Below are 20,800 nucleotides of genomic sequence, written 5' to 3' on the forward strand. Positions count from 1 at the left end.
ATTGCCTCAAAGAGAGGCAATGCAGATTTTTAGTACTTAACGCGTACTAAACCGTTTGGCTCAACGATTTTCATTTGACATGCAAGACGTGCTTTTGGATTTGTTTCATTTAACATTTTCATAACAGATTTTTCTTTTTCTGTTACATCACTTAAAAATTCCATACCTGATTCGATAGTAACGATACAAGTACCACATTCACCGTCACGACATCCAAATGGAAGTGCACTTCCAGATGCTTCTACGATATCTTGAATAGTTTTACCTGGCTTAACGTTGATTGCTAAGAAGTCATTTATAATTTCTACACGAGTTGTCATTGCTTTTTCCTTTTTTTCTTTCATATACTAAAACGTTATCGAGAGTCTACCGTTCTGAAACAATATCTCTCTCATCCGTTTCACCGCCAAATCCCAAGATAATGATTAAGACCATCATCTTTTTCCGTTTATCTCGCAAAGTATTTATGGCCTATACTTTAACGATCGTCAATTCACAAAAAGTCAGCTCGGTTCTCCTTCTTTTTGAGATTGCGCAGATAAATCTTCTTTGGCTTTTGCTTTGCTTGCTCTATGTTCGCGAAGCCATTTTAACTCTTCTTCAATTTCATCATATCCGTCAAGGTCGCTAATAGCTTCCAATTCAGCTTCACGACAACCGTAAGTGTGACCCTCTTCTATAAAATGAACCTCGTATATACGGATAACCTGAAGCCAGTCTCCGATATGCTTTACATACCCTTCCGCACCCGGTTGGACTAAAATAGCATCCGGCGCTTCAAACGGGTTTGAACCGTCATTTCTTATAGGTTTTTTTATACGGACACGCTGTCCTAGATGAAAAACCGGAAGGATCTCATCTTTAGTTGAAGCTGAGATTTGGTTGGCTTGTGCATGCGTGAACTCCATTGCTTACCTCCTCAATATCATTACAGCTTGTTGATGTAGAACAGGTACTACATGCACTCGGTTTTCCAAAAGTATCCCAGATCTCTGCGGCAGAAGGGGAGTAGCCGTTTTCAAAGTTTTTATACACACTGATCAATGCAAATTTATAATAATCCAGAAGCTTCTCTTCGCTTCCAAGATCATGATCTTTTGCTTTACTTATCATTTCACCGTACTTTTTCATTATATGAAATCTCTTTACGTAAACTAAACGCTCATCGTATTCAAGATCAAAAAAGTCAAAAAAATCTTCTGTATCGGTCAATGATTCAAATTCTTCTAATCTACTCATAATCAACCCCTATTATTCATTTACATATATAGATGCAATTTCTACTCTTGTTCAAATGTACAAATCACTACATTTATGTCGCTTTTTACAACGACTAGAGTCCCATCTCTTGTTTTATCTGAGCTGCCCAGCTACTAACTCTCTCATCAGTCAGATCTTCTTGATTTATATCATCGATTGCAAGTCCACAGAACTTTCCGTCTTTTTCAGCGTATGAATATTTGTATGAATACCCATCAGTCGATGTATATCCAAACTCAGTTTCAGCGCCCAGTTTTGAGAAGATATCTTTCATCTTTCCTAAAGCAGTCACAAACTCTTCCGGATGACTTTCTTGGTCACCGGCACCGAAAAATGCTACTTTTTTACCGCTAAAGTCAGGCTCTTCATTTTGCATCTCATACAATGGATCTACCCAGTCACGCTGAGGATCGCCTTGCCCCCAAGTCGATGAACCTATAAGTAAAACATCAAACTCATCAAACTGCTCAAGATCATCAAAATCTTCTTCCATGTTGATAAGTTCAGCACCTTCAAATAGCTCCTCTAACTTCTCAGCCGCACTTAGTGTCACTCCACCGCTACTACCTACAAATATACCTACTTTTGCCATCTTCTAACTCCTTATTTATTTTAAATTTTCATATTATTTGAACAAAGTCCATATAATATTAGTCACGTAAGTTTTACCTTTAGCTTACATGCATGGTTTAAATTTATTGTAAATCTCAAATGAGCTGTTTAAATATTTCTCGCCCTCTTCATAGAGTTTTTCTATTGTTCTAAAACCGAAACGGTGAGCATCTTTGAAATACTTATCCACTAACACTATTCTGTCAGCAATGACGATACAGCGTCCGAATCCCTCGTGGCTCATCTCCATTACGACATTACACATTACACCTGTTTTGCGTTCAAACTGTAGTGCTACAGCTTTAAAGATCATCTTGATCTCTCCGATAAGCATCTCATCGATATCAGCAATAATAGGGATCTGTTTTAAGTCCTCTTTAGTCTTGACATATTTCTTTATCAACAACTCTTCATCACTCATCTTTGCCCAGTTACCGAATTGGTCTGTTGCTCTTAACTGACGGATCAACTCCTCTGTAAACGCATTAAATGTTGCTACTTCGCTCATACTTTCTCCTTAATTTTGTTTCACAAAATGAAGGAACCCTCCATTTTTTTAATACAGTGTCGGAAGTAATTCCGATACTTACGCTAACGCTATGTTTTGTTCAGCACAAAGCTCGCGCAACTTGTCGCTTACTCTACTGACCAACGCTCTAGGCGTGGATCGTTTTCTGTTTGAATATTCATAACTTTTTTAACCCAAGGCGGAGGATTATCATTCAGCATGCTGATCAACTCTTTTAAGACATCCTCTATTTTACGAGGTTCTTGCACTTTCATAGGATTAATGCCGCCGCGGATCACTTTTGCAGCAGCTGTTCCGCCGATAGATTCGCAGTACATGATATTTATCCCTTTTAAAGCTTTGACTTTAAAATCTGTCTTATCATCGCCCACCATCTCAGACGTATCTGTTTTTACGACTTCGCTCAGCTCAAAGCCATCTTTAGAGACTTTGTAGACGACAAACTCTTTTGCACCGCCAAAGTGTGCATTGATCGTCTGCATATCTTTTGTAGCAAAAGCCACTTTCATAGCATTTTCCAATGAACTGTTACTCTCGACTGTAATTTTTGTTGATTCACCCATGATGTTTGATTCCTCTCCATTTAATTTAATCGCAATCTGAGCAAAAGCCCAGTTTGCTTTCGCTTGCCGCTAAGGCACTAAAGCTTGACTCTTTCGAGTCAGAATTATTATTCGCCATGCTTAACATGTCTAAGTGCATTTGCTACTTCAAAAAGAAAATATGTACTTCCCTCGTAAAGCTGATCATTTTTAAGCTGATTGCCTAACTCTTCGTAATTTGGAAACCCTCTAAGAACTAAACCTGTATGTTTCTCTTGTAAGTGCAATAATCGTTCTGCATGAAAGTTGCTGATGACCAGATCCGCACTATTAAAATGGATCTCTGCATCCTCAAGGTCGCCGACAAAAACATTTTTTGCCGTGATACTCTCTAAAACAGGACTGTAAGTAGTCGCTATTACCGCATTTACAGTGCCTCCGACACTTTGCAGCATCTCACACATGCCCACACACATATCAGGTTCACCCGTTATGACAAAACTTGACGAACCGATAAGAAAATGGCTGTCAAGCATCGCATCTTGAAGTCTTCCTCTCCAACGTTTCAGTAGCGGTGTAGGTTCGATTTGTCTTATTTTCATCAAAGATGCGACAAAATTGTCGTTCATTTCAAGACCCATAAGATGATCAAAATGCAGATGTGTGATCTTTGGATTTTTTTCTAAAAGAGCTTCCGCTGCGATCTTCATAGATGCACCGACAGTGATGACTGTTGCGCAGTCACCCAAAGCTTTGATATCATCTATGCTTATCGCTCCAGTTCCCAGTTTTCCCTGCCCTTCACTGAGATAGCCGTCAAGAGAAGTGGAAAGATCAGGCAGAGCCAAAGTCTCAAATCCAAAACTCTCACAACACTCTTTTATTTTTTCTACCTCTACGGGCTGTGTACTTACATGAGGCAGAATAAGCAGCTTATTTGGCTTTATTTCATTCCTTACCTCGGTATGCTGTTTTATCAATGCTTTTGCAGTAAGTGCCCAACCTGTTTCCATACCGCCCTCGAAATCCGGTGTATTGACATAACAGTAAGGTATCTCGATGTGCGTGCCTACGCTTCTGACATCATCACCCTTTGTCTCAGTAAGACCAGTCGTATGAAGACCTATAAGTTCAGGTTGTAAGCTCTTATTTTTCTTAGTGATGTTCTCTATCGACATAAGTATCGAGTAATCCCCGCCGTCCAAGATCGCCGTGATATCACCTACTGAAGTATTGTACATAGCGATAGGCTCATTGAAGTGGCGTGTATAAAATACCTTTGTATATGACGCACACCCTTGAGATGCATGCATCAACGGAAGACAGTTTTTAATCCCCATAAATGCAAGTGCCGCGCCCATAGGCTGTGAGTGTTTTATAGGGTTTACCTGAAGCGGTTTGTGTTCATGTTTACTTAGTTCTATTATTTTTTGCGCTTCCATCATTCAGCCTCCCACGGTGCTTTTTTAGACACGTTTGCAAAGACCGGGTTTGCAAATGCATGTTTGAGGTCCTCTGCGAGGTTAAGCAGTCCGTTGTAACCGCCGTAACTTACTTTTTTCTCTTGATTTACGTCGATAAAAGATATCTTTTTCTTGATAGCGGTATAAAGGCTTCTCCCGCCTGCAAGAAGGATGTGAGCACCTCTTTCATCTATCGCTTTTGCCTGCTCGCTTGCAGGTGCTTTCATAAGAAGACCGTTTTCTCCGAGATACTCTCTTGCCTTTGCGATATCGTCTTCTGTCGATTTACGGATAGAAGTAGCGACGACTTCTATACCCAGGTCTTGAAGTCCCGAAGCGATAGACCAAGCCTTGTTCCCTCCGGTGTTGAGAACCGCTTTTTTACCTGCAAAAAGCACCTTGTACTCTTTCAGTGCTTCTTCAAGTTTTGCCTCTTCCTCAGCTATGACAGCCTCGGCTTTTTTGATAAGTGCTTCGTCACCCAGAGCTTTTACTATCTCCATGATCGCAAAAGTCGTATCACGTTTTCCGTAAAACGAGACAGATATCCAAGGAATACCATAGTTTTCCTGCATCTTTCTACAAAGTGTTATAAGTGATTTTGCACACACGATGACATTGAGTTTTGCACGGTGGGCACATCTTATGTCGCCGACACGTCCGTCACCGCTCATCGAGCTTAGTACTCTGATCCCTATCTTTTCAAAGATAGGAAGATACTGCCACATATCGCCCGTTACGTTATAGTCACCTATGAGGTTTATGTCGTACGGAGTCGTTGTTTCAGGTTCTTTCGTGCCTATAAGGTTTTCTAAAACCGCTTCGCCGGCAAGACGGGAACCGAGGTTTTTCCCGCCGACAAATCCCGGTGCATGAACAGGCACGACTGGGACTCCGTGTTTTTCACTTGCGATGGAACATGTCATATCTATATCATCTCCCACAAGTGCGGTCACACAAGTAGAGTAGACGAAGATCGCTTCGGGTTTGTAGTTTTGCATGATGTAGTCTATAGAGTCAGCAAGACGTTTATCTCCGCCGAATATGACGTCATTTGTCGTGATACCGGTGGTAAAACCCATCACGGTATGGTCCCGCCCTTTATAAGAGGTAAGTGTCTCTCTTGTCTCCCAAGATGCACCCAGACAGGTCTGCGGTCCGTGAACTAAGTGGACGGCATCTGCGTAAGGAAAAAGTGAGATCTGCGCACCGTCGAATGCACATCCTCCCGCAGCAAGTCCCGGTTTAGGTTTATCACAACCTTCACCCTTTTTTTTATCTTTATTGTGCGAGCAGGCACTCTCGTTCATCAGCTCTTTTATCTTCGCACGGTTTACCATAAAATACTCCTTTGGAGTTAATCTACTTCTCTTTGTGCAACTTCTGTTCGAGATGAAGGTATTTAGTATGTAAAATGCATTAAAAGATTAAAAAGAGAATAATGATGAACGAAGATTTACATGTAAAGATACCGGTCATGGATGAGAAGCATGACGAGTTTTTAACACTCCTAAAAAATATTCAGTCTTGTGAAAAAAACGAATTTCTACCTCTTTTTAAAGAGATGATAGAACATACAAAAGAGCACTTTGCTTTTGAAGAGGAGTTGATGAACAAACATGAGTTTTATGCAAAACAGGAACATTTTGACGAACATAAGACTCTGCTTGGAGAGATGGAGTATTTTTATGAAAAAGCGCAGAAGCTGCCTATGTTTGGGAAGTCATATATAAACGACTACGCTTACGATAAGTTCAAACGCCATATCGTCAACATAGACTCTCAGCTTGCGATGTTTTTAAAAGAGAAAAATATCTTTATAAAATAGATTCATATATTTTCCTTCAAACACTTTAAGTCCGCTCTTGATATACTTTTCAGACAGATGATGAAAGGTTAAACAATGAACGATTTTACATATTACAATCCCACAAAAATAGAATTTGGTAAAGATAAAGAGAATAAGATAGGCGAGTATATAAAAGATTCCGGTGTACAAAGCGTACTGCTGGTCTACGGGACAGGCAGCATAAAACAGAGCGGTCTGTACGAAAAGGTTATAGCCTCATTAAACAAAAACGGTATCAAATTCCAAGAGCTTGCAGGCGTTGTCAGCAACCCTCTTTTAAGTAAGGTCAATGAAGGGATCGAACTTGTCGATGAGTATAAGCTTGACGCCGTCTTAGGCGTCGGCGGCGGTTCTGTCGTAGACAGTGCAAAAGCGATAGCCGCCGGTGCAAAATATAACGGCGATGTCTGGGACTTTTACGTCGGCAAAGTGCAGATATCTGAAGCACTGCCCGTATTTACAGTAATGACACTCTCTGCAGCGGCAAGCGAGATGAACGGTAACTCCGTAGTGACAAATGATGAGACGAGACAAAAATATTCTGTCGGTTCAGTATTGCTAAACCCTGTAGTCTCGGTCATCAATCCTGAACTTATGGCGACTGTGAGTCAAGAGTATCTTGCATACTCCGCGGTGGATGTCATAGCCCACAGTATTGAGGTCTATTTTACGGCGACAGACCATCCGAAGTTCAATTCAAGAATCGTAGAGTCGATCATTAAAAGCATTATGGAGACAACAGAAGCTCTTATAAAAGATCCAAACGATTACGATGCACGCGGTGAGTTTGCATGGGTGGCGATCCAAGCACTAAACGGACTTACTCCATCGGGAACAGGCGGCGGAAACTTTCCAAACCATATGATAGAGCACTCTCTTTCTGCTTTATACAATGTAGCACACGGAGCAGGACTTGCTGTTGTCATACCTGCATGGATGAAATGGTACAAAGAACAAAACCTGCCGCAGTTTACAAGATTTGCAAAAGAAATATTTGATGTAGACAATGCAGATGAAGGGATCAAAAGACTTGAAAGCTGGTTCTCTAAAATAGGTGCTCCCGTGACTTTAAACGAGGCAGGGATTCCAAATGATGCGATTGAGGAACTCTCAGAAAATGCAAGCGGACTGGCTAAAGTCTGGGGCATGGGCGAAAGCTATTCAAAAGAGGTCATCAAAGAGATCCTGCAAAAAGCACAATAGATCTTTTCAACCCTGCTTACATGTAAGCATCATGACGATGCTTACCTCCATTTACCCTAGTTCAAAAATTGCATCTCCACTTTTATAAACTATATAAAAGGAATCTCTTTGACTACAAAAGACAGGTATATCACTTTTGAAAACATCGACTGCTATAACGATGCAAAAGCAGTTTTGGATGCTATGTACGAGCTTTTTTCTATCAAACCGGAATCAAAAAACGAGTTTTGGGAACGTTTTGAGACGAAGCTGCCTGATGACTATGCGACCACACCCGTCGATGATCTAGGACGTGATACACTCTATCAGGTATGTTCAAATGTCTTTTATATAGAAGAGCTTTTTGAAACCTATGAGTTTGAAAAAGGGTTGGAGTCTCTAAAGACAACAGAATTCGACTGCTGTTAATAGAGTTAAAACAGACGCATTATATTTAACTAATCAGGTTCGCATCAGAACTTTTTTACTTTGTATAGATGTAAAAAAGGAAGAGCTATGCCTAATTACCATTTAGAGCGTCTCAGTCGTGAGAACTATATCAGTTCACTTGAAACGATCGAAGATCCAAGAACATTGAGGTTTGCAAATATGTCGCTTACCTGGTGGGATAAACAGTTTGGCTGGTATACACAAGGATGTATCGCATTGACTGATGAAGAAAACACCCATCTAAGTTATATCTTTTTTAAGATCGACCGGTATAAAGAGTATATAACCGTGCACAATATCTTCACTCAGTATTCAATGCGGAGAAACGGGTATGCGCATGAACTTTTAAAGATGGTCTTTGATTTTGCGATAACTGAGAATGTGAAGCGTTTTAAACTCACTTCTATTTCAAACTCTCTCGATTTTTATCTCTCTATGGGATTTACATATTGGGGAGTAAACAGTGTGGGCGATTACTATTGTGACCTTCCGATGCCTTTAAACGGGCTTGACGGAGTCGAATCGATGACCGAGAGTTCAGATACGGCTACACTTATCGGCAAAAAATTCGAAACAATTCATGCCAAAGTCGTAGACAATGAGACAAATCTCAGTGATTCTAAGACAGTAACCTACAAAAATGACGTAGAAAAAATGGGGGAAAGTTATATGTTAAACGAATTGATGGATATAAAGAACTAATAAAAAGATGAAAAAAAAACTTTTTTGTTATCAGTGCGATAAAGAGTATGAGGTCAAGATCGATGAGATCACTTATATGCTGGATCATAAAAAAGACTCTATCACTTTTGCAGAGGATATATACTATTTTGATAAAGGCTGTTTTTTTAAGACATTAAACCTATTAAAAAGAGAAGAGAATACCAAGGAGATATAATATGAATGAAACGACATTGGCATGGATGAAAGAAAACAGCTACGATATAAATAACCTAAACCTTCAAGGAAATTACGGCAACACAGCTTTGATGAAAGCTTCACGTGAAGGAAATTTTGAGATAAGTTCAGAGTTGCTAAAAGCCGGAGCCGATATTGGTATAAAAAACGTTGACGGCAACACGGCACTCTGGCTTTCCTGTTTTGGAGAGAATCCAGAAGTCGTAAAACTGCTTATAGATGCGGGCATAGAGATAGATACTTTAAACGTAAACGGGGTGACACCTCTCATGTATGCGGCTTCAAGCGGTAAAGAGAGTATGGTCAAGATGCTTCTTGACGCAGGTGCAGATGTAAAGATAAAAAATCCAGATGATTTCACGGCACTTGATCTTGCCGTGACACCGAAGATCCTAAAGATGCTGCGTGGCAAGTAAGACTACTCTATTATACGCTCCGCTACCTCTTTGAACTTCTCTTTTATCTCAATAAAGATATCTACAAGCACGGGATCAAAATGCGTCCCTCTTCCTTCGATTATGATCTGCTCAGCCTCTTCATAAGTAAATCCCTCTTTGTAACACCGTCTGCTTATAAGCGCATCATATACATCAGAGATCGCCATCAAACGTGCTTCAAGAGGGATCTCCTCTTTCTTTAAACCGACAGGATAACCGCTTCCGTTCCACTTTTCATGATGATAGTATGCGATGTTGTATGCGATCTGTAAGAACTCGTTTTCTTCATTGCCCTCTATAGCATGTTCAATGATATTTTTTCCGAGTGTCGTATGAGTCTTCATGATCTCAAACTCCTCTTCTGTCAATTTCCCCGGTTTTTGCAGTATCTTATCAGGGATCCCTACTTTACCGATATCATGCAAAGGTGCAGCCCTGAATATAAGATCTCTATAGTTCTTCGTCAGCCTGTCTTTACACATCTTGTTTGTATGCATATGATCTACTAAAAGTGCAACGTAGTTCTTTGTCCTTACAATATGCGCACCCGTATCTGTATCTCTTGTCTCAGCAACCAGTGCCATACTGTCTAAAGTCGCAGAATGTGCTTTGACAAGATCCTGTATAAACTTTTGTCTGTCCTTATAGTCGATAATGATAACGATAAGGTTTATGATAAAGAAGTAGATAATAAATGGGATCAGAAAATATCCCGATGAGATGTAGATATTACGGTCTAAGTAGTAAACTCCCAGAAAACATTCGATCAATATAGCCGATGTAAAGAGAATAAAAAGTTTTAAATAATCCCTTTTAATTAACAGATACACCAACAGAAGCGACAAAAACATCGAAATAAAGAAGCTGACTTTTTTAAGGTTTTCAGGCTGATACTTTAGATTATCATTCATAATATTGTCGATCAATGCCGCATGAACAAATACACCCGGGATCGTCTTTGAAGGAGAGATCATATATCTGTCATGCAGACCGACTGCAGATGTACCTATAAGGACAAACTTCCCTCTTAATTTTGTCAGATCGGTATTGCCGGTAAGGACATCCACTGCTGAAAGTACCTGATAATCTTTTGTGTTATGAAAATCAAGCAGGACCTCAGCATTTTCTCCCGTATGAAAACTTTGCCCCAGCACAGATATCTTGTCATCAGCGACATTCAACTTGTCAACGCTTGAAAGAGTCGCAAGTCCCAGAGACGGTATGACTTTATCATGATATTTAATAAACAGCGATGTTCTTCTAAACAGACCGTCGGCATCTCTTTGAGAGTTTATAAAACCTATACCCGAAGCCTCTTTCTGGAGCTCTTGTATATTACACAACATATAGCTTGCTTCATGATACTTTTGTGAATCTGACGAAGAAAGTATGTTGTTTTCAGGGATGAAGCAGTGTCCGTTTGGATGTATCTTATTACTCAGATAAACCGCGAGAACAGTTCTTGTCTCTTTTAATATTTGAGCAAAAAGTTTGTCATTATCCATAAGTTCATTTGGAAGCCCGTCTATTTTGATCTTTGTCGAAAAATATCTGTCATAAAACGATAACATCTCTTTTGGAGAGGTCTTATCATACTCAGGAAATATAATATCAAAACCTATGCTGGCCGGCTTCTGATCACCTATCGACTTGACAAGATTTGCCAGAACTACGCGTGACCACGGCCACTGTCCTAAAGCAGCCAAACTCTTCTCATCGATATCGATGATCACAACAGGAGCCTTAGTCTCTTTCTTATATAGATCAGCGACTTTGTATGTATAGTCATATACCTTAAGATCGTAATATTCTATAACACCGCTGTAAAATACCGCTGCATATATGACAAAAGTAAAGAGAAAACCTAAAAGAAGCGTCGACTTTTTCATCTAGTCATCTTATCAGCAGTTCGACTCTGCGGTTTTTCTCTTCCGAGACATCATCGGCAGTCGGTACCAACAGGTTTGACTCACCGTAAGACTCCACTTTTAACTTAAGAGTATCTACGCATTCCGACTGAATCCACTCTTTGACACTGTTGGCTCTCTCTAACGACAACTCGACATTATGCTCTTGTGAACCCTTCGTATCGGTATGACCGATAATATTTACCTCACAAGGCATCCGGTCTTTAATATCTTTGAGTATCTGCGGCAGTTTCGCTTTAGACTCATCTGTCAACTCATTGGAATTGCTTTTAAAATATAACAGGACACTTATAGGTTTTAAAGGCGTACTTGCGATCGCACTTTTGAACTTAGTGTTCATCTCCTCTTGTGTCATGACTTTTACGCTGCTCGGGGGGCTCTCTTGTGATGTAAGGCTTACATATGTGCCAGGTTTATCAAGAACGACTGAACCTTTTTTTGTCTTTACGACGATAGCATTTTCTGTTTTTCCATTATCTGCAAGTACAACTGTAGTCGTTTGATTGCTTAGTATTCCGGCAATTAATATACCAAGCCAAGCTATTACTACTAATGGTTCCATCACTTGACCTCCACATAAAACTTCGTACCTCGTATCCCGATTGTTCCTTCGGGGACTTTAAATTTGACGGATTCTGGAGAAAGTTCACTGATCTTACCGGATTCAAAGGATGCTATCCCTTTGTGCAGATCTATATCGAACTTGAAATCTTTATCAACAGGTTTAAAAAGGTATTGGTCTATTGAAAGAATACTTTTTTCGCCTAATGACACAATAGTTCCGTCATGAAATATGATCCCTATACTACTATGTAGTTGTGTAATAAGAGTATCACCTTCATGAAGCTGATCACCGACTTTTAGTTTGACCATTTCACTCTTTCTTTTAGCGAAGACTTCACCGTCTAACTTTTTGACAATAGCGATATCCGCTGAAAATAAGTAGGAGATGAAGAGAAGCATTAATAAGGGTATTCGTAACATACATAACCTCTATTAATTTGAGATAAGAACACATTATACTCCTATTTTCTTTGTTTTTTTTAAGATTTTTTATTTAATATTGTTAATCCTATTTTTAAATTCTTATCGTTTTTTTCATATTTATATATGATACAATATGTTAAACCTGTTATATTTTATTTAGAGGCATATGAATGTTGAAACATCTTTTTTTAATGATAATTTTTTCATTTACAATTGTTTTTGCCGATCAAATAGTTAAAATTGGCGTCCTTGCAAAAAGAAGCCACCAGATTACGCTAGAAAAGTATTCATCGACTGCCGCATATCTCAGTAAAGAGATCAAGGGCTACCAATTTAAAATCGTGCCGCTTAGTTTTGAACAGCTGAAAGAGAGTGTAAAAAACAAAGAGATAGATTTTGTACTTACAAATACCATGTACTATGTAGAGCTTGAGTATCACTACGGTATCAGCAGGATCGCTACACTCAAAAACATCAGTTCAGACGGCAAAGAAACAACCAGCTTCGGTGGTGTCATCATAGCCAGACAAGGTAGCAACATAAACAACTTTAAAGATTTGAAAGGGAAAAGATTCGGTGCCGTCGATCCGCTTTCTCTTGGCGGCTGGGTAATGGCGCTTAAAGAATTTAAAGACAATCATATCGATGTCAATGATTTTTCAAGTTTTAAATTTTTTGGCAGTCACGACAAAGTCGTACAAGCTGTCTGCAACGGGGAGATCGATGCAGGGACTGTCCGAAGCGATACTTTAGAGCGAATGAAAAACGAGGGGATCATCACTTCAAAATGTTATAAGGTGATCGAACCCAAACACTACAAAGACTTTCCTTTTGCCGTAAGTACCAGACTGTACCCGGAATGGCCTTTTGCTAAACTCTCGACTACTTCGGAAAAACTTTCAAACAAAGTCTCGATAGCTCTGTTAAAGATGTCTCCGGATTCACAAGCCGCAAAAGATTCCAATGTTGCAGGATGGACTATACCGCTTGATTACACAGCTGTCCATCAGTTACTTCAAGATATGCAACTTGGGCCGTATGAGGAACTTGGAAAACTGACATTTAGTAGATTTTTTGAAAAATACCGCCTTATCTTTTATAGCCTCATTACGATTTTTATTCTGGTTATCAGTGTGCTTTTATATATCTATAAACTCAATTCAAGATTAAAAGAGAGCAATCAATACATAGAAGCTTTAAATGCCGGTCTTGAGATAAAAGTCCAAGAACGTACGTCCGAGATCGAAAAAATGTATCTACATGAAAAGTATTTAAAAAATATCTTAGAGACGATAGCAGATATAAACGAACTTTTAATCACATCTCTTTCAACAGGAAGTGTCGTTGACAACAGTATCGACAGACTTGTTAAAAACGAACATTATTGTTATGTATGGATGGGCATAGAGAAAAACAACACTTTAGAGATGAGTATGCAGTGCAAAGACAAACCGATCGAAAAATCTACATACGGTTTGGAAAGTGCAGATGAGACCCTGGCTTTTAAACTCGTTCAAAAAGCTGTGAAATATAATGAGACTGTTATAGAAAGACTTCCCGATGACTATGCTTTTGAACTTGGGAACAACCATTATCATTGCGATTCCTGTTGGCTTATATCCATCCCTATCACGGTAACTAACGAGGACACCATACTCGGGACACTATCTGTATTTAGTGACAATGAAGATGGCTTTGAACCTCAAGAGGTCAAGATGCTTGAAAATCTTTCGACGGATATAGGACTGGCACTCAACTCCATTTATCAAAGCAGTAAGCTTCAGTACATGGAACTTGAAAAGATATCAAACTACGAAGAGACGATCCTTGCTTTTGTAAATATCATAGAACAAAGAGACAGTTATACAGCAGGTCACACCATCAGAGTGGCTCGTTACTGCCGTTTACTTGCTGAGGGCATGGGTGTAGATAACGACGATATCTTAAAACTGGAAAAAGCTGCCATACTGCACGACATAGGAAAAGTAGTCACGCCGGACTCTATTTTACTCAAACCCGGAAATCTGACCCAGCTTGAATATGAACTGATCAAAGAACATGCCAATGCCGGTTACAAGATGCTCTCCAAGATAAAGATGTATAAAGACCTCGCTGATATTATCAGGTATCATCATGCCCGCTATGACGGAACGGGCTACCCTGTAACTGATCCTAAACATCCTGAAGCTATTCCTCTGCTTTCATATATTATGATGGTAGCCGATGCATTTGACGCTATGACGACAAATCGTATATATAAACCGAGAAAGTCTATAGAGGAAGCACTTGAAGAGATCAAGCTCTTTAGCGGAAAACAGTTTCATCCGGATGTGGCAGAAGCAGCCCTTAAAGTTTTAAAAAACATAGATATAAGTACGACCTCACAGATGCCGAAAAATGAACTGGAAGAGCGCCGTTTTGCATATTTTTTCCGTGATTCTTTAACTGAAGTGTATAATGAGACATACCTTCAAATCATCTTGAATAAAATAATAGAGAAACAGAGGTACCTTTATCAGGTAGATCTGAAAAACTTTTCAGATTACAATAAAAAACATGGTTGGAAAGAGGGAGATAAATTCTTAAAACAGATCGCTGAAAGACTAACGGAAACTTTTCCTGATAGTATGATATTCAGATATCATGGAGATGATTTTATTTTGCTTTTTAAAAAATATACCGTTATCACGGAAGATGAGATCAAAGGGTTGGATATATTTAAAGAGAGTGGTATTATCGCTGAATTGATACGATATGATCTAAATGAGAAAATTCCTGAACTTTAAAAGCTCACTTTCATATGGTTTATAACTAAATATCAGGTAAGTTTTTATCTACTTGTATCTAGTTTAAACCATCTTTCTTATTCGCCAAACTCAACTCCAAAGTATTTCTTCGATAAGCTCTGTCGCCATCTCTAAACAATCATACTCATCATTATATTTCAAATGCTCTCCGTCACACTCATCAAAGTGGTGCATGTAATGATTGAAACTAAAATCCTCGAACTCTATAATATCGCTTTCGTACATCTTGTATCCTTTTTTGGGCTCTTGCCCTGATTTCACAGATATAATTACATAATGCATTCCCTAAAAAATTTGCAAAAATATGCAATTTTCATGCTAAATAGACAAAAGTACGACAATTTTGTAGTGTTTTATAAAAATAGAGGTGTTTTTTGTATGAAAGAGGAGAAAAAGACTCCTTTTTTACTCTAGATTTTTGACCAAGTCGTCATGTACTAGAGTATTACTGCATAAGATTATATGGTCGCCCAAGCTGTATGAGTTGCCTTTTTCATCGGTGATCCTGCCACCGGCTTCCTCTATTATCAATATTGCCGCTGCGACATCCCAAGGCTTGAGGTTGCATTCATAATACGCCTCGAACTTTCCGCATGCCACATAGCACATATCGATTGCAGCGGAACCGAAACGGCGGATATCTCTGGTGATGGGAAGAATGTTGGCCATCGAGCGCAGCACCCACTCGTAATCCTTGCCTTTTTGTACCTTTGTGTAAGGAAATCCAGTCGAAACAAGACTCTGCTGAAAATCTTTCTGTTTAGATACATCTATCTTTTTTCCGTTAAGGTATGCACCTTCTCCTCGCTTAGCATAAAAGCACTCGTCAAGTACCGGATTGTACACGATGCCTGCTATGGGTTTTCCATCTTCCCAGACACCGACCGATATTGCACAAAACGGCAGACCGTGTACAAAATTTGTAGTGCCGTCTATGGGATCGATATAGATGGCTTTTTTTGGATGCGTTATCTCTTTCGTACTCTCTTCACCGACTATCGTAAAATCTCCAAACTCTTTTTGCAATGCCTCCGTAAGACGTTTTTCGATTGCTACGTCATATTCTGTTACAAGATCAACGGTTCCTTTATAGTTAACATTTGTATGGCTGTGGTAGCCTTCTAAAAAAAGTTCTTTACACTCTTTTACTATCTCAATCAATTTTGTCATCATAAACGCTATTGTAGCATTTTCCATCGCACCATAATTGCACTTACTAAGTATATATATAATAAGGAAGAGTATGAATCCCCAAAGCGTAAAAAGATCACTTACCCATCTATGTAAGAAAAAGGTACCCGTGTTTTTATGGGGACCTCCCGGCATAGGAAAATCTTCCATCGTCGCGCAGATAGCAAAAGAGGAAAATATAAGCTATATAGATCTTCGTCTCTCTTTGCTTGATCCCACAGACTTAAGAGGGATACCGTTTTTTAGTACAAAAGAGGAAACAGCCATCTGGGCACCGCCGTCATTTTTACCAGACGGAAGTCAAGAAAAAGGGATACTGTTTTTAGATGAGTTAAACACCGCAGCACCTATGGTTCAGGCTTCGGCTTATCAGCTTATCCTGGATAGAAAGATAGGAGAGTACACTTTGCCTGACGGCTGGGCTATCGTAGCTGCAGGAAACCGTGAGAGCGACCGCGGTGTCGTCTTTCGTATGGCTGCACCTCTTGCAAACCGTTTTGTCCACTTAGAAATGGATGTAAATGTCGATGACTGGCGTACTTGGGCGGTTGGTGTAGGCATCGATGCATCCATCATCGCTTTTATCTCACATCGCCCTGATGCACTTTTTACTTTTGCTCAGACTGACAGCCGTGCATTTGCAACACCTCGTACATGGGAGTATGTCAATCATATCATCTCATCCGAGCCTGAAGCCGATCTCATCATGCCGATGGTAAGCGGAGCTATCGGCGAAGAGCTTGCAGCAGCATTCTTAGGATTTAGATCCGTAGCAGGCGACTTGCCTGACCTTGATATGATCATGGAGGGTACATGTAAAGATGTCCCAAGCGAGCCCTCTGCACTTCACATACTCAGTGCGGCACTTACCATGCGTGTAGATGATACTACAAGCAGTAAAAAACTGAACAATCTCGTAAGCTACACGCTGAATATGCCTGCCGAGTTTGCGGTCATGATAGTCCAAGACCTCAGAGAACGCAAGATAGAGCTGGATCATGTAGACAGCTGGACTCTTTGGATGAAAAAATTCAACACATTGCTACACTAATGTCTGCCGAAAAAATCTTAACCAGATCAAAAAGTCAACTGACACTAAAACATCCCTACTTCGGTATGCTTGCTTCGCGGCTTAAACATGAACCAAGCGAGTCTGTAAGAGCCTACGCCAGTAACGGTGTGCGCTTTTTATACAACCCGGAGTTTATAGAGCGCCGAAGCGAAGACGAGATGATCTTTATCCTAACAAACTGTGTTATGCATCATATACTTGCACATCAGCAAAGACGTCTTAACCGAAAAGGTTCTCTCTGGCAACTCGCCACCGACTTTGCCATAAATAACCTTCTGCATAAAAACGGTGTCATCATCCCTCAGGGTGCGAACTATAACGAAGAGTTCAAAGATATGTATGCCGAAGAGATCTACGAGGTATTAAAAGAGGAACATTTTAATGGTCTCGATGATGCTTATGGCAACCAAAATGAGACAAATAGCGACAATCCGCCTCAAACAGGTGAAAACCAAAGCGAAGACAGTGGTGCTTTTTCAAATATTGAAAACATCGACGATGAGCTGGATCCGCAGACAGAGTCGCAGTGGCAGTACGCTTCATCCGTAGCACAAGAGGTAGCGAACAAAAAAAGTGCGATGCCTTCAGGCATGGAAAGACTGGCAAAAAAAGTAAAGGCAAACGACGTCGACTGGAGGTTTGAACTTTACAATGCGGTCAACAGACACATGAGAAACAACTACGCTTTTATGCCTCCGAATAAAAAACATATATACCGAGGATTTGCCCTGCCGAGTCTTGCGAGCGACACACTCAGTCTTTGTGTCGCCATCGATACATCTGGCTCTATAAACGATGAACTCCTAGGTGCGTTTATGGAGGAGTTCAAGTCCATCATGCAGAACTTTCCCTCGGTGAAGATAGAACTTATCATCGCCGATGCGAAGGTACATGCACATTATACGTTTCAAGGCGGAGAGAAGCTGGATTTTGCACTAAAAGGCGGAGGTGGAACGGACTATCGTCCCGTATTTGACTATATCGAGGCAAATCTGCCTATGAATACGATGCTTCTGTATTTTACAGACGGAGACGGCTGGTTTCCAAAATACCCTCCGAACTACGAAGTTCTCTGGGCACTCTCAAGAAAAGCGAAAGTCCCTTTTGGAAGACCGCTCGTTATTTTTAGAGACAATTAACAACACAAAGGTTTAAAAAATGAAAACAGATCCAAAAATTATTTTACTAAACGGCTATGGGCCTATATCTATAAACAACGAGCTTATGGAACTTTACCCGGTTACAACTTCACACGGTGCTATAGGCTTTCCCTTAAAAGTTTTAAGAGCCGAAAATGTCACTATCATAAAAGATCTAGAGAGTTTTTGGTCGACTACAAAAAGGATCAAACCTGAGAATATGTGTTTTGTCTATGCGTACGGCGGGTTAAATGACGAAGAGATGCAAAAGATAAAAGCGGAGAAGATCATACTCTCCTAATTTATATTACTCTTCGCATTCTTACAGAAAATCGGGGACATTCTAGTATAATATAGATAAAAACTTGAAGGTTCATTACCATGGATAAAACATTAAGCTTATCGATCATGCAAAATATAATAGATTCTGAAGATGACTTTATCTTATTGTTCGAAGATGCAAAAATCATATTGGCCAATAGATCTTTTTTTAAATTTTTCAGCGCAGCCTCTGTTGATGATTTTAATGATTCTTTTAAAGATTTTGCCGATTGTTTTGTTCAACATCCGCACTATTTCAACAAAGAAAAAATTCCTGCCGGTATGACTTGGATGGATGCAATATCTCAGCTTGATGAAAAAGATAGGATCGTCAGTCTTATAACTACTAATTTTGAACCACATGCATTTTTAGTGACAATTACTCAACATAGCGAAAAATATACCGTTGTGAGATTCATAGATATTACCAATGCTCTTATCAAAAAGATCATGATAGATAATGCCAATATTCCTCTTCTCTCTCATTTAGAATTTACCGATGTAGCTAACATTGTTCAGCTTTTACATCTTAAAAACTATAACAAAGATGATGTCATCGTTCATGAAGGTTCAGACGGGGATTCAATGTTCTTTATTGTCGACGGCAATGTTCTTGTACACAATCAAAACATACAAGTTCAGTTAAAAGAGGGAGATTTCTTTGGTGAAATAGCCCTCCTTAAGAACACTCCAAGAACGGCTACTGTCACAGCTTTGAAAGATTGTAAAGTATTTAAGTTGAGAGCAGAAGACTTTCAAAATGTTATAAAAACAAAACCGGACCTCTTAAAAGAGATAGAAAAAGTTGCGAGCTCTCGCCTGTAAAAACTACTTCAAAAAGTCAGTATCGTTTAAAACGACTGCTTCTTCAAACTGGTCACTCTCTCCTTTAGGAGATGTTGAAAAACCATAGTTTGAACCGCATGTCGGGCATTTACCCTCATCTAACATGCCAAGCTGCTCACTGCTTACCTTTGCATCACAGTCTTGACAATAAAACAATATCTCTTCCATTACCATACCTTACTTTTAATATCATGGGCTTCGCCTACAGCTTTATTGTAAAGGACTCCGTCGTATGTATTTAACGAACTCACCATGACAGGAAGCTCTTGACATATATTTTCCGCTCCATGTTTTGCCAGGGCTTTGACATACTTTAATGTCGCATTTGTAAGTGCATATGTCGACGTACGCGGATAAGCTCCGGGCATATTAGCCACACAGTAGTGCACGATCCCATCTTCTATGAATGTAGGATGCGTATGCGTTGTGGGATGTGATGTTTCAAAACATCCGCCCTGGTCTATCGAGACATCGACTAGGACACTTCCCTTTTTCATAAGCCCAAGCATCTCTTTTGTTATGAGTTTCGGAGCTTTTGCACCGTGTATAAGTACAGTCCCTACGACTATGTCACATTCGGGCAGCAGATCTTTGATCGTGTCATGTGAACTGTAAAGCGTTGCTACGTTTGCCGGTGTCACATCGTTTAGATAGTGCAGGCGTTCCATATTTATATCAAGTATTGTCACATCGGCACCAAGCCCTGCTGCGACCTCAGCGGCAGCTTTACCTGCGACTCCGCCTCCGAGCACCATCACTTTTGCTCTGTGTGTCCCTGTCACTCCGCCTGCAAGCAGACCGCTTCCACCGTGATATTTTCCAAGATGCACGCTTCCCATCAGGGCTGCCATCTTACCTGCGACTTCACTCATCGGTTCAAGCAGAGGCAGACGGCCGTTTACCTCTAATGTCTCGTATGAAAAAGCGCGTATCCCTTTTTCAAGTAAGAACTCTGTTTGAACCTTATCCGCTGCTAGATGCAGATAGGTAAAAAGCATCTGTTTTTGTTTAAAAAGTTCATACTCCAGAGGAATAGGTTCTTTGACTTTTACGATCATATCCGAAAGTTTAAAAAGCTTTGCAACATCTGTTAAAAGTGCCGCTCCCGCTTTTTCATACTCAGTATCGCTAAAACCGCTTCCCTCACCGGCACTGTTTTGGACATATACCGTATGTCCCTCTTTTACAAGTTCTGCCACACCTGCAGGCGTGATAGAGACACGATATTCATCCGTTTTGATCTCTTTTGGCACACCGATAATCATTT

Annotated in this window: 26 protein-coding genes; 11 read left to right on the top strand and 15 right to left on the bottom strand. The window is 40.0% G+C overall.

Annotation, left to right across the window (positions count from 1 at the left end; all coding sequences use genetic code 11):
* Positions 1–29: 29 nt before the first annotated feature.
* The 8 genes from WCX87_RS07580 to nifE form a co-directional block, all read right to left on the bottom strand.
* Positions 30–344: a 2Fe-2S iron-sulfur cluster binding domain-containing protein gene (locus WCX87_RS07580; RefSeq protein WP_345978953.1), complete on the bottom strand. Its 315-nt coding sequence runs from the start codon at positions 342–344 to the stop codon at positions 30–32.
* Positions 345–503: 159 nt separating this feature from the next.
* Positions 504–908 carry a nitrogen fixation protein NifZ gene (locus tag WCX87_RS07585; RefSeq protein ID WP_345978955.1) on the bottom strand — a complete coding sequence of 135 codons (405 nt, stop codon included), beginning with the start codon at positions 906–908 and terminating at the stop codon, positions 504–506.
* Positions 862–1,239 carry a nitrogenase-stabilizing/protective protein NifW gene (locus tag WCX87_RS07590; protein WP_345978957.1) on the bottom strand — a complete coding sequence of 126 codons (378 nt, stop codon included), beginning with the start codon at positions 1,237–1,239 and terminating at the stop codon, positions 862–864. Before WCX87_RS07590 ends, WCX87_RS07585 begins: the two co-directional genes overlap by 47 nt.
* Before the next feature lie 94 nt (positions 1,240–1,333).
* Positions 1,334–1,852 (bottom strand): flavodoxin, encoded by a 519-nt coding sequence (locus WCX87_RS07595; protein WP_345978958.1) that lies wholly within the window; start codon positions 1,850–1,852, stop codon positions 1,334–1,336.
* 84 nt (positions 1,853–1,936) lie between these two features.
* Complete coding sequence (locus tag WCX87_RS07600) at positions 1,937–2,380, bottom strand: NifX-associated nitrogen fixation protein (protein ID WP_345978959.1); 444 nt, start codon at positions 2,378–2,380, stop codon at positions 1,937–1,939.
* Positions 2,381–2,508: 128 nt separating this feature from the next.
* Positions 2,509–2,964 carry a nitrogen fixation protein NifX gene (gene nifX, locus WCX87_RS07605; protein WP_345978961.1) on the bottom strand — a complete coding sequence of 152 codons (456 nt, stop codon included), beginning with the start codon at positions 2,962–2,964 and terminating at the stop codon, positions 2,509–2,511.
* A gap of 107 nt (positions 2,965–3,071) precedes the next feature.
* Positions 3,072–4,385 (bottom strand): nitrogenase iron-molybdenum cofactor biosynthesis protein NifN, encoded by a 1,314-nt coding sequence (nifN, locus tag WCX87_RS07610; protein ID WP_345978962.1) that lies wholly within the window; start codon positions 4,383–4,385, stop codon positions 3,072–3,074.
* Positions 4,385–5,746: a nitrogenase iron-molybdenum cofactor biosynthesis protein NifE gene (gene nifE, locus WCX87_RS07615; protein ID WP_345978963.1), complete on the bottom strand. Its 1,362-nt coding sequence runs from the start codon at positions 5,744–5,746 to the stop codon at positions 4,385–4,387. Before nifE ends, nifN begins: the two co-directional genes overlap by 1 nt.
* 101 nt (positions 5,747–5,847) lie before the next feature.
* Between nifE and WCX87_RS07620 the strand changes: the two genes are divergently transcribed.
* The 6 genes from WCX87_RS07620 (at position 5,848) to WCX87_RS07645 (ending at position 9,221) form a co-directional block, all read left to right on the top strand.
* Positions 5,848–6,234 (top strand): hemerythrin family protein, encoded by a 387-nt coding sequence (locus WCX87_RS07620; protein ID WP_345978964.1) that lies wholly within the window; start codon positions 5,848–5,850, stop codon positions 6,232–6,234.
* 75 nt (positions 6,235–6,309) lie between these two features.
* Positions 6,310–7,458: an iron-containing alcohol dehydrogenase gene (locus WCX87_RS07625; RefSeq protein ID WP_345978965.1), complete on the top strand. Its 1,149-nt coding sequence runs from the start codon at positions 6,310–6,312 to the stop codon at positions 7,456–7,458.
* A gap of 108 nt (positions 7,459–7,566) precedes the next feature.
* Positions 7,567–7,866, top strand: coding sequence for a N(2)-fixation sustaining protein CowN (cowN, locus tag WCX87_RS07630; protein WP_345978966.1), 300 nt, complete (start codon positions 7,567–7,569; stop codon positions 7,864–7,866).
* An 87-nt stretch (positions 7,867–7,953) separates the two neighbouring features.
* Complete coding sequence (locus WCX87_RS07635) at positions 7,954–8,589, top strand: GNAT family N-acetyltransferase (protein WP_345978967.1); 636 nt, start codon at positions 7,954–7,956, stop codon at positions 8,587–8,589.
* A gap of 7 nt (positions 8,590–8,596) precedes the next feature.
* Positions 8,597–8,785, top strand: a complete 189-nt coding sequence (locus WCX87_RS07640) for a hypothetical protein (protein WP_345978968.1) — start codon at positions 8,597–8,599, stop codon at positions 8,783–8,785.
* A 1-nt stretch (position 8,786) separates the two neighbouring features.
* Complete coding sequence (locus tag WCX87_RS07645) at positions 8,787–9,221, top strand: ankyrin repeat domain-containing protein (RefSeq protein WP_345978969.1); 435 nt, start codon at positions 8,787–8,789, stop codon at positions 9,219–9,221.
* A 2-nt stretch (positions 9,222–9,223) separates the two neighbouring features.
* Here WCX87_RS07645 and WCX87_RS07650 read toward each other — a convergent pair whose 3' ends face one another.
* Genes WCX87_RS07650 through WCX87_RS07660 form a run of 3 tightly spaced genes read right to left on the bottom strand, consistent with a single transcriptional unit; the run spans position 9,224 to position 12,154 of the window.
* Positions 9,224–11,131: a CHASE2 domain-containing protein gene (locus WCX87_RS07650; RefSeq protein WP_345978970.1), complete on the bottom strand. Its 1,908-nt coding sequence runs from the start codon at positions 11,129–11,131 to the stop codon at positions 9,224–9,226.
* 4 nt (positions 11,132–11,135) lie between these two features.
* Entirely contained in the window at positions 11,136–11,732 is a 597-nt protein-coding gene (locus tag WCX87_RS07655) for an OmpA family protein (RefSeq protein WP_345978971.1), read from the bottom strand.
* Positions 11,732–12,154 (bottom strand): FecR family protein, encoded by a 423-nt coding sequence (locus WCX87_RS07660; RefSeq protein WP_345978972.1) that lies wholly within the window; start codon positions 12,152–12,154, stop codon positions 11,732–11,734. The genes WCX87_RS07655 and WCX87_RS07660 overlap by 1 nt, the downstream gene beginning before the upstream one ends.
* Positions 12,155–12,348: 194 nt before the next feature.
* On the opposite strand from WCX87_RS07660, the gene WCX87_RS07665 reads away from it, so the two are divergent.
* Positions 12,349–14,943 (top strand): PhnD/SsuA/transferrin family substrate-binding protein, encoded by a 2,595-nt coding sequence (locus WCX87_RS07665; protein ID WP_345978973.1) that lies wholly within the window; start codon positions 12,349–12,351, stop codon positions 14,941–14,943.
* A 90-nt stretch (positions 14,944–15,033) separates the two neighbouring features.
* Here the strand turns inward: WCX87_RS07665 and WCX87_RS07670 are convergent, their stop codons facing one another.
* Together WCX87_RS07670 and WCX87_RS07675 are read right to left on the bottom strand one after the other, a co-directional pair.
* Positions 15,034–15,189, bottom strand: a complete 156-nt coding sequence (locus tag WCX87_RS07670; RefSeq protein WP_345978974.1) for a hypothetical protein — start codon at positions 15,187–15,189, stop codon at positions 15,034–15,036.
* 180 nt (positions 15,190–15,369) lie between these two features.
* Positions 15,370–16,134: an inositol monophosphatase family protein gene (locus WCX87_RS07675; RefSeq protein WP_345978975.1), complete on the bottom strand. Its 765-nt coding sequence runs from the start codon at positions 16,132–16,134 to the stop codon at positions 15,370–15,372.
* Between the two features lie 73 nt (positions 16,135–16,207).
* Here WCX87_RS07675 and WCX87_RS07680 point away from each other — a divergent pair, with 73 nt between their 5' ends.
* The 4 genes from WCX87_RS07680 to WCX87_RS07695 all read left to right on the top strand — a co-directional run bounded on the left by WCX87_RS07680 (position 16,208) and on the right by WCX87_RS07695 (position 19,512).
* Complete coding sequence (locus WCX87_RS07680; protein ID WP_345978976.1) at positions 16,208–17,206, top strand: MoxR family ATPase; 999 nt, start codon at positions 16,208–16,210, stop codon at positions 17,204–17,206.
* Complete coding sequence (locus tag WCX87_RS07685; protein WP_345978977.1) at positions 17,206–18,366, top strand: VWA-like domain-containing protein; 1,161 nt, start codon at positions 17,206–17,208, stop codon at positions 18,364–18,366. Before WCX87_RS07680 ends, WCX87_RS07685 begins: the two co-directional genes overlap by 1 nt.
* A gap of 19 nt (positions 18,367–18,385) precedes the next feature.
* Positions 18,386–18,667 carry a hypothetical protein gene (locus WCX87_RS07690; protein WP_345978978.1) on the top strand — a complete coding sequence of 94 codons (282 nt, stop codon included), beginning with the start codon at positions 18,386–18,388 and terminating at the stop codon, positions 18,665–18,667.
* Positions 18,668–18,747: 80 nt separating this feature from the next.
* Positions 18,748–19,512: a cyclic nucleotide-binding domain-containing protein gene (locus WCX87_RS07695; protein ID WP_345978979.1), complete on the top strand. Its 765-nt coding sequence runs from the start codon at positions 18,748–18,750 to the stop codon at positions 19,510–19,512.
* A gap of 3 nt (positions 19,513–19,515) precedes the next feature.
* On the opposite strand, the gene WCX87_RS07700 is transcribed toward WCX87_RS07695, so the two are convergent.
* On the bottom strand, positions 19,516–19,701 hold the full coding sequence (locus tag WCX87_RS07700; RefSeq protein WP_345978980.1) for a hypothetical protein: 186 nt from the start codon (positions 19,699–19,701) through the stop codon (positions 19,516–19,518).
* Positions 19,701–20,798, bottom strand: a complete 1,098-nt coding sequence (gene ald / locus WCX87_RS07705) for an alanine dehydrogenase (protein ID WP_345978981.1) — start codon at positions 20,796–20,798, stop codon at positions 19,701–19,703. Before ald ends, WCX87_RS07700 begins: the two co-directional genes overlap by 1 nt.
* Between the last annotated feature and the right edge of the window lie 2 nt (positions 20,799–20,800).

Source organism: Sulfurimonas sp. HSL3-2, assembly GCF_039645965.1.
Taxonomy (GTDB): domain Bacteria; phylum Campylobacterota; class Campylobacteria; order Campylobacterales; family Sulfurimonadaceae; genus Hydrocurvibacter; species Hydrocurvibacter mobilis.

Coding starts and splice junctions, on each gene's coding strand:
- WCX87_RS07580 (WP_345978953.1), bottom strand. CDS start 344: ATGAAAGAAAAAAAGGAAAAAGCAATGACAACTCGTGTAGAAATTATA.
- WCX87_RS07585 (WP_345978955.1), bottom strand. CDS start 908: ATGGAGTTCACGCATGCACAAGCCAACCAAATCTCAGCTTCAACTAAA.
- WCX87_RS07590 (WP_345978957.1), bottom strand. CDS start 1,239: ATGAGTAGATTAGAAGAATTTGAATCATTGACCGATACAGAAGATTTT.
- WCX87_RS07595 (WP_345978958.1), bottom strand. CDS start 1,852: ATGGCAAAAGTAGGTATATTTGTAGGTAGTAGCGGTGGAGTGACACTA.
- WCX87_RS07600 (WP_345978959.1), bottom strand. CDS start 2,380: ATGAGCGAAGTAGCAACATTTAATGCGTTTACAGAGGAGTTGATCCGT.
- nifX (WP_345978961.1), bottom strand. CDS start 2,964: ATGGGTGAATCAACAAAAATTACAGTCGAGAGTAACAGTTCATTGGAA.
- nifN (WP_345978962.1), bottom strand. CDS start 4,385: ATGGAAGCGCAAAAAATAATAGAACTAAGTAAACATGAACACAAACCG.
- nifE (WP_345978963.1), bottom strand. CDS start 5,746: ATGGTAAACCGTGCGAAGATAAAAGAGCTGATGAACGAGAGTGCCTGC.
- WCX87_RS07620 (WP_345978964.1), top strand. CDS start 5,848: ATGATGAACGAAGATTTACATGTAAAGATACCGGTCATGGATGAGAAG.
- WCX87_RS07625 (WP_345978965.1), top strand. CDS start 6,310: ATGAACGATTTTACATATTACAATCCCACAAAAATAGAATTTGGTAAA.
- WCX87_RS07635 (WP_345978967.1), top strand. CDS start 7,954: ATGCCTAATTACCATTTAGAGCGTCTCAGTCGTGAGAACTATATCAGT.
- WCX87_RS07640 (WP_345978968.1), top strand. CDS start 8,597: ATGAAAAAAAAACTTTTTTGTTATCAGTGCGATAAAGAGTATGAGGTC.
- WCX87_RS07645 (WP_345978969.1), top strand. CDS start 8,787: ATGAATGAAACGACATTGGCATGGATGAAAGAAAACAGCTACGATATA.
- WCX87_RS07650 (WP_345978970.1), bottom strand. CDS start 11,131: ATGAAAAAGTCGACGCTTCTTTTAGGTTTTCTCTTTACTTTTGTCATA.
- WCX87_RS07655 (WP_345978971.1), bottom strand. CDS start 11,732: ATGGAACCATTAGTAGTAATAGCTTGGCTTGGTATATTAATTGCCGGA.
- WCX87_RS07660 (WP_345978972.1), bottom strand. CDS start 12,154: ATGTTACGAATACCCTTATTAATGCTTCTCTTCATCTCCTACTTATTT.
- WCX87_RS07665 (WP_345978973.1), top strand. CDS start 12,349: ATGATAATTTTTTCATTTACAATTGTTTTTGCCGATCAAATAGTTAAA.
- WCX87_RS07670 (WP_345978974.1), bottom strand. CDS start 15,189: ATGTACGAAAGCGATATTATAGAGTTCGAGGATTTTAGTTTCAATCAT.
- WCX87_RS07675 (WP_345978975.1), bottom strand. CDS start 16,134: ATGACAAAATTGATTGAGATAGTAAAAGAGTGTAAAGAACTTTTTTTA.
- WCX87_RS07680 (WP_345978976.1), top strand. CDS start 16,208: ATGAATCCCCAAAGCGTAAAAAGATCACTTACCCATCTATGTAAGAAA.
- WCX87_RS07685 (WP_345978977.1), top strand. CDS start 17,206: ATGTCTGCCGAAAAAATCTTAACCAGATCAAAAAGTCAACTGACACTA.
- WCX87_RS07690 (WP_345978978.1), top strand. CDS start 18,386: ATGAAAACAGATCCAAAAATTATTTTACTAAACGGCTATGGGCCTATA.
- WCX87_RS07695 (WP_345978979.1), top strand. CDS start 18,748: ATGGATAAAACATTAAGCTTATCGATCATGCAAAATATAATAGATTCT.
- WCX87_RS07700 (WP_345978980.1), bottom strand. CDS start 19,701: ATGGAAGAGATATTGTTTTATTGTCAAGACTGTGATGCAAAGGTAAGC.
- ald (WP_345978981.1), bottom strand. CDS start 20,798: ATGATTATCGGTGTGCCAAAAGAGATCAAAACGGATGAATATCGTGTC.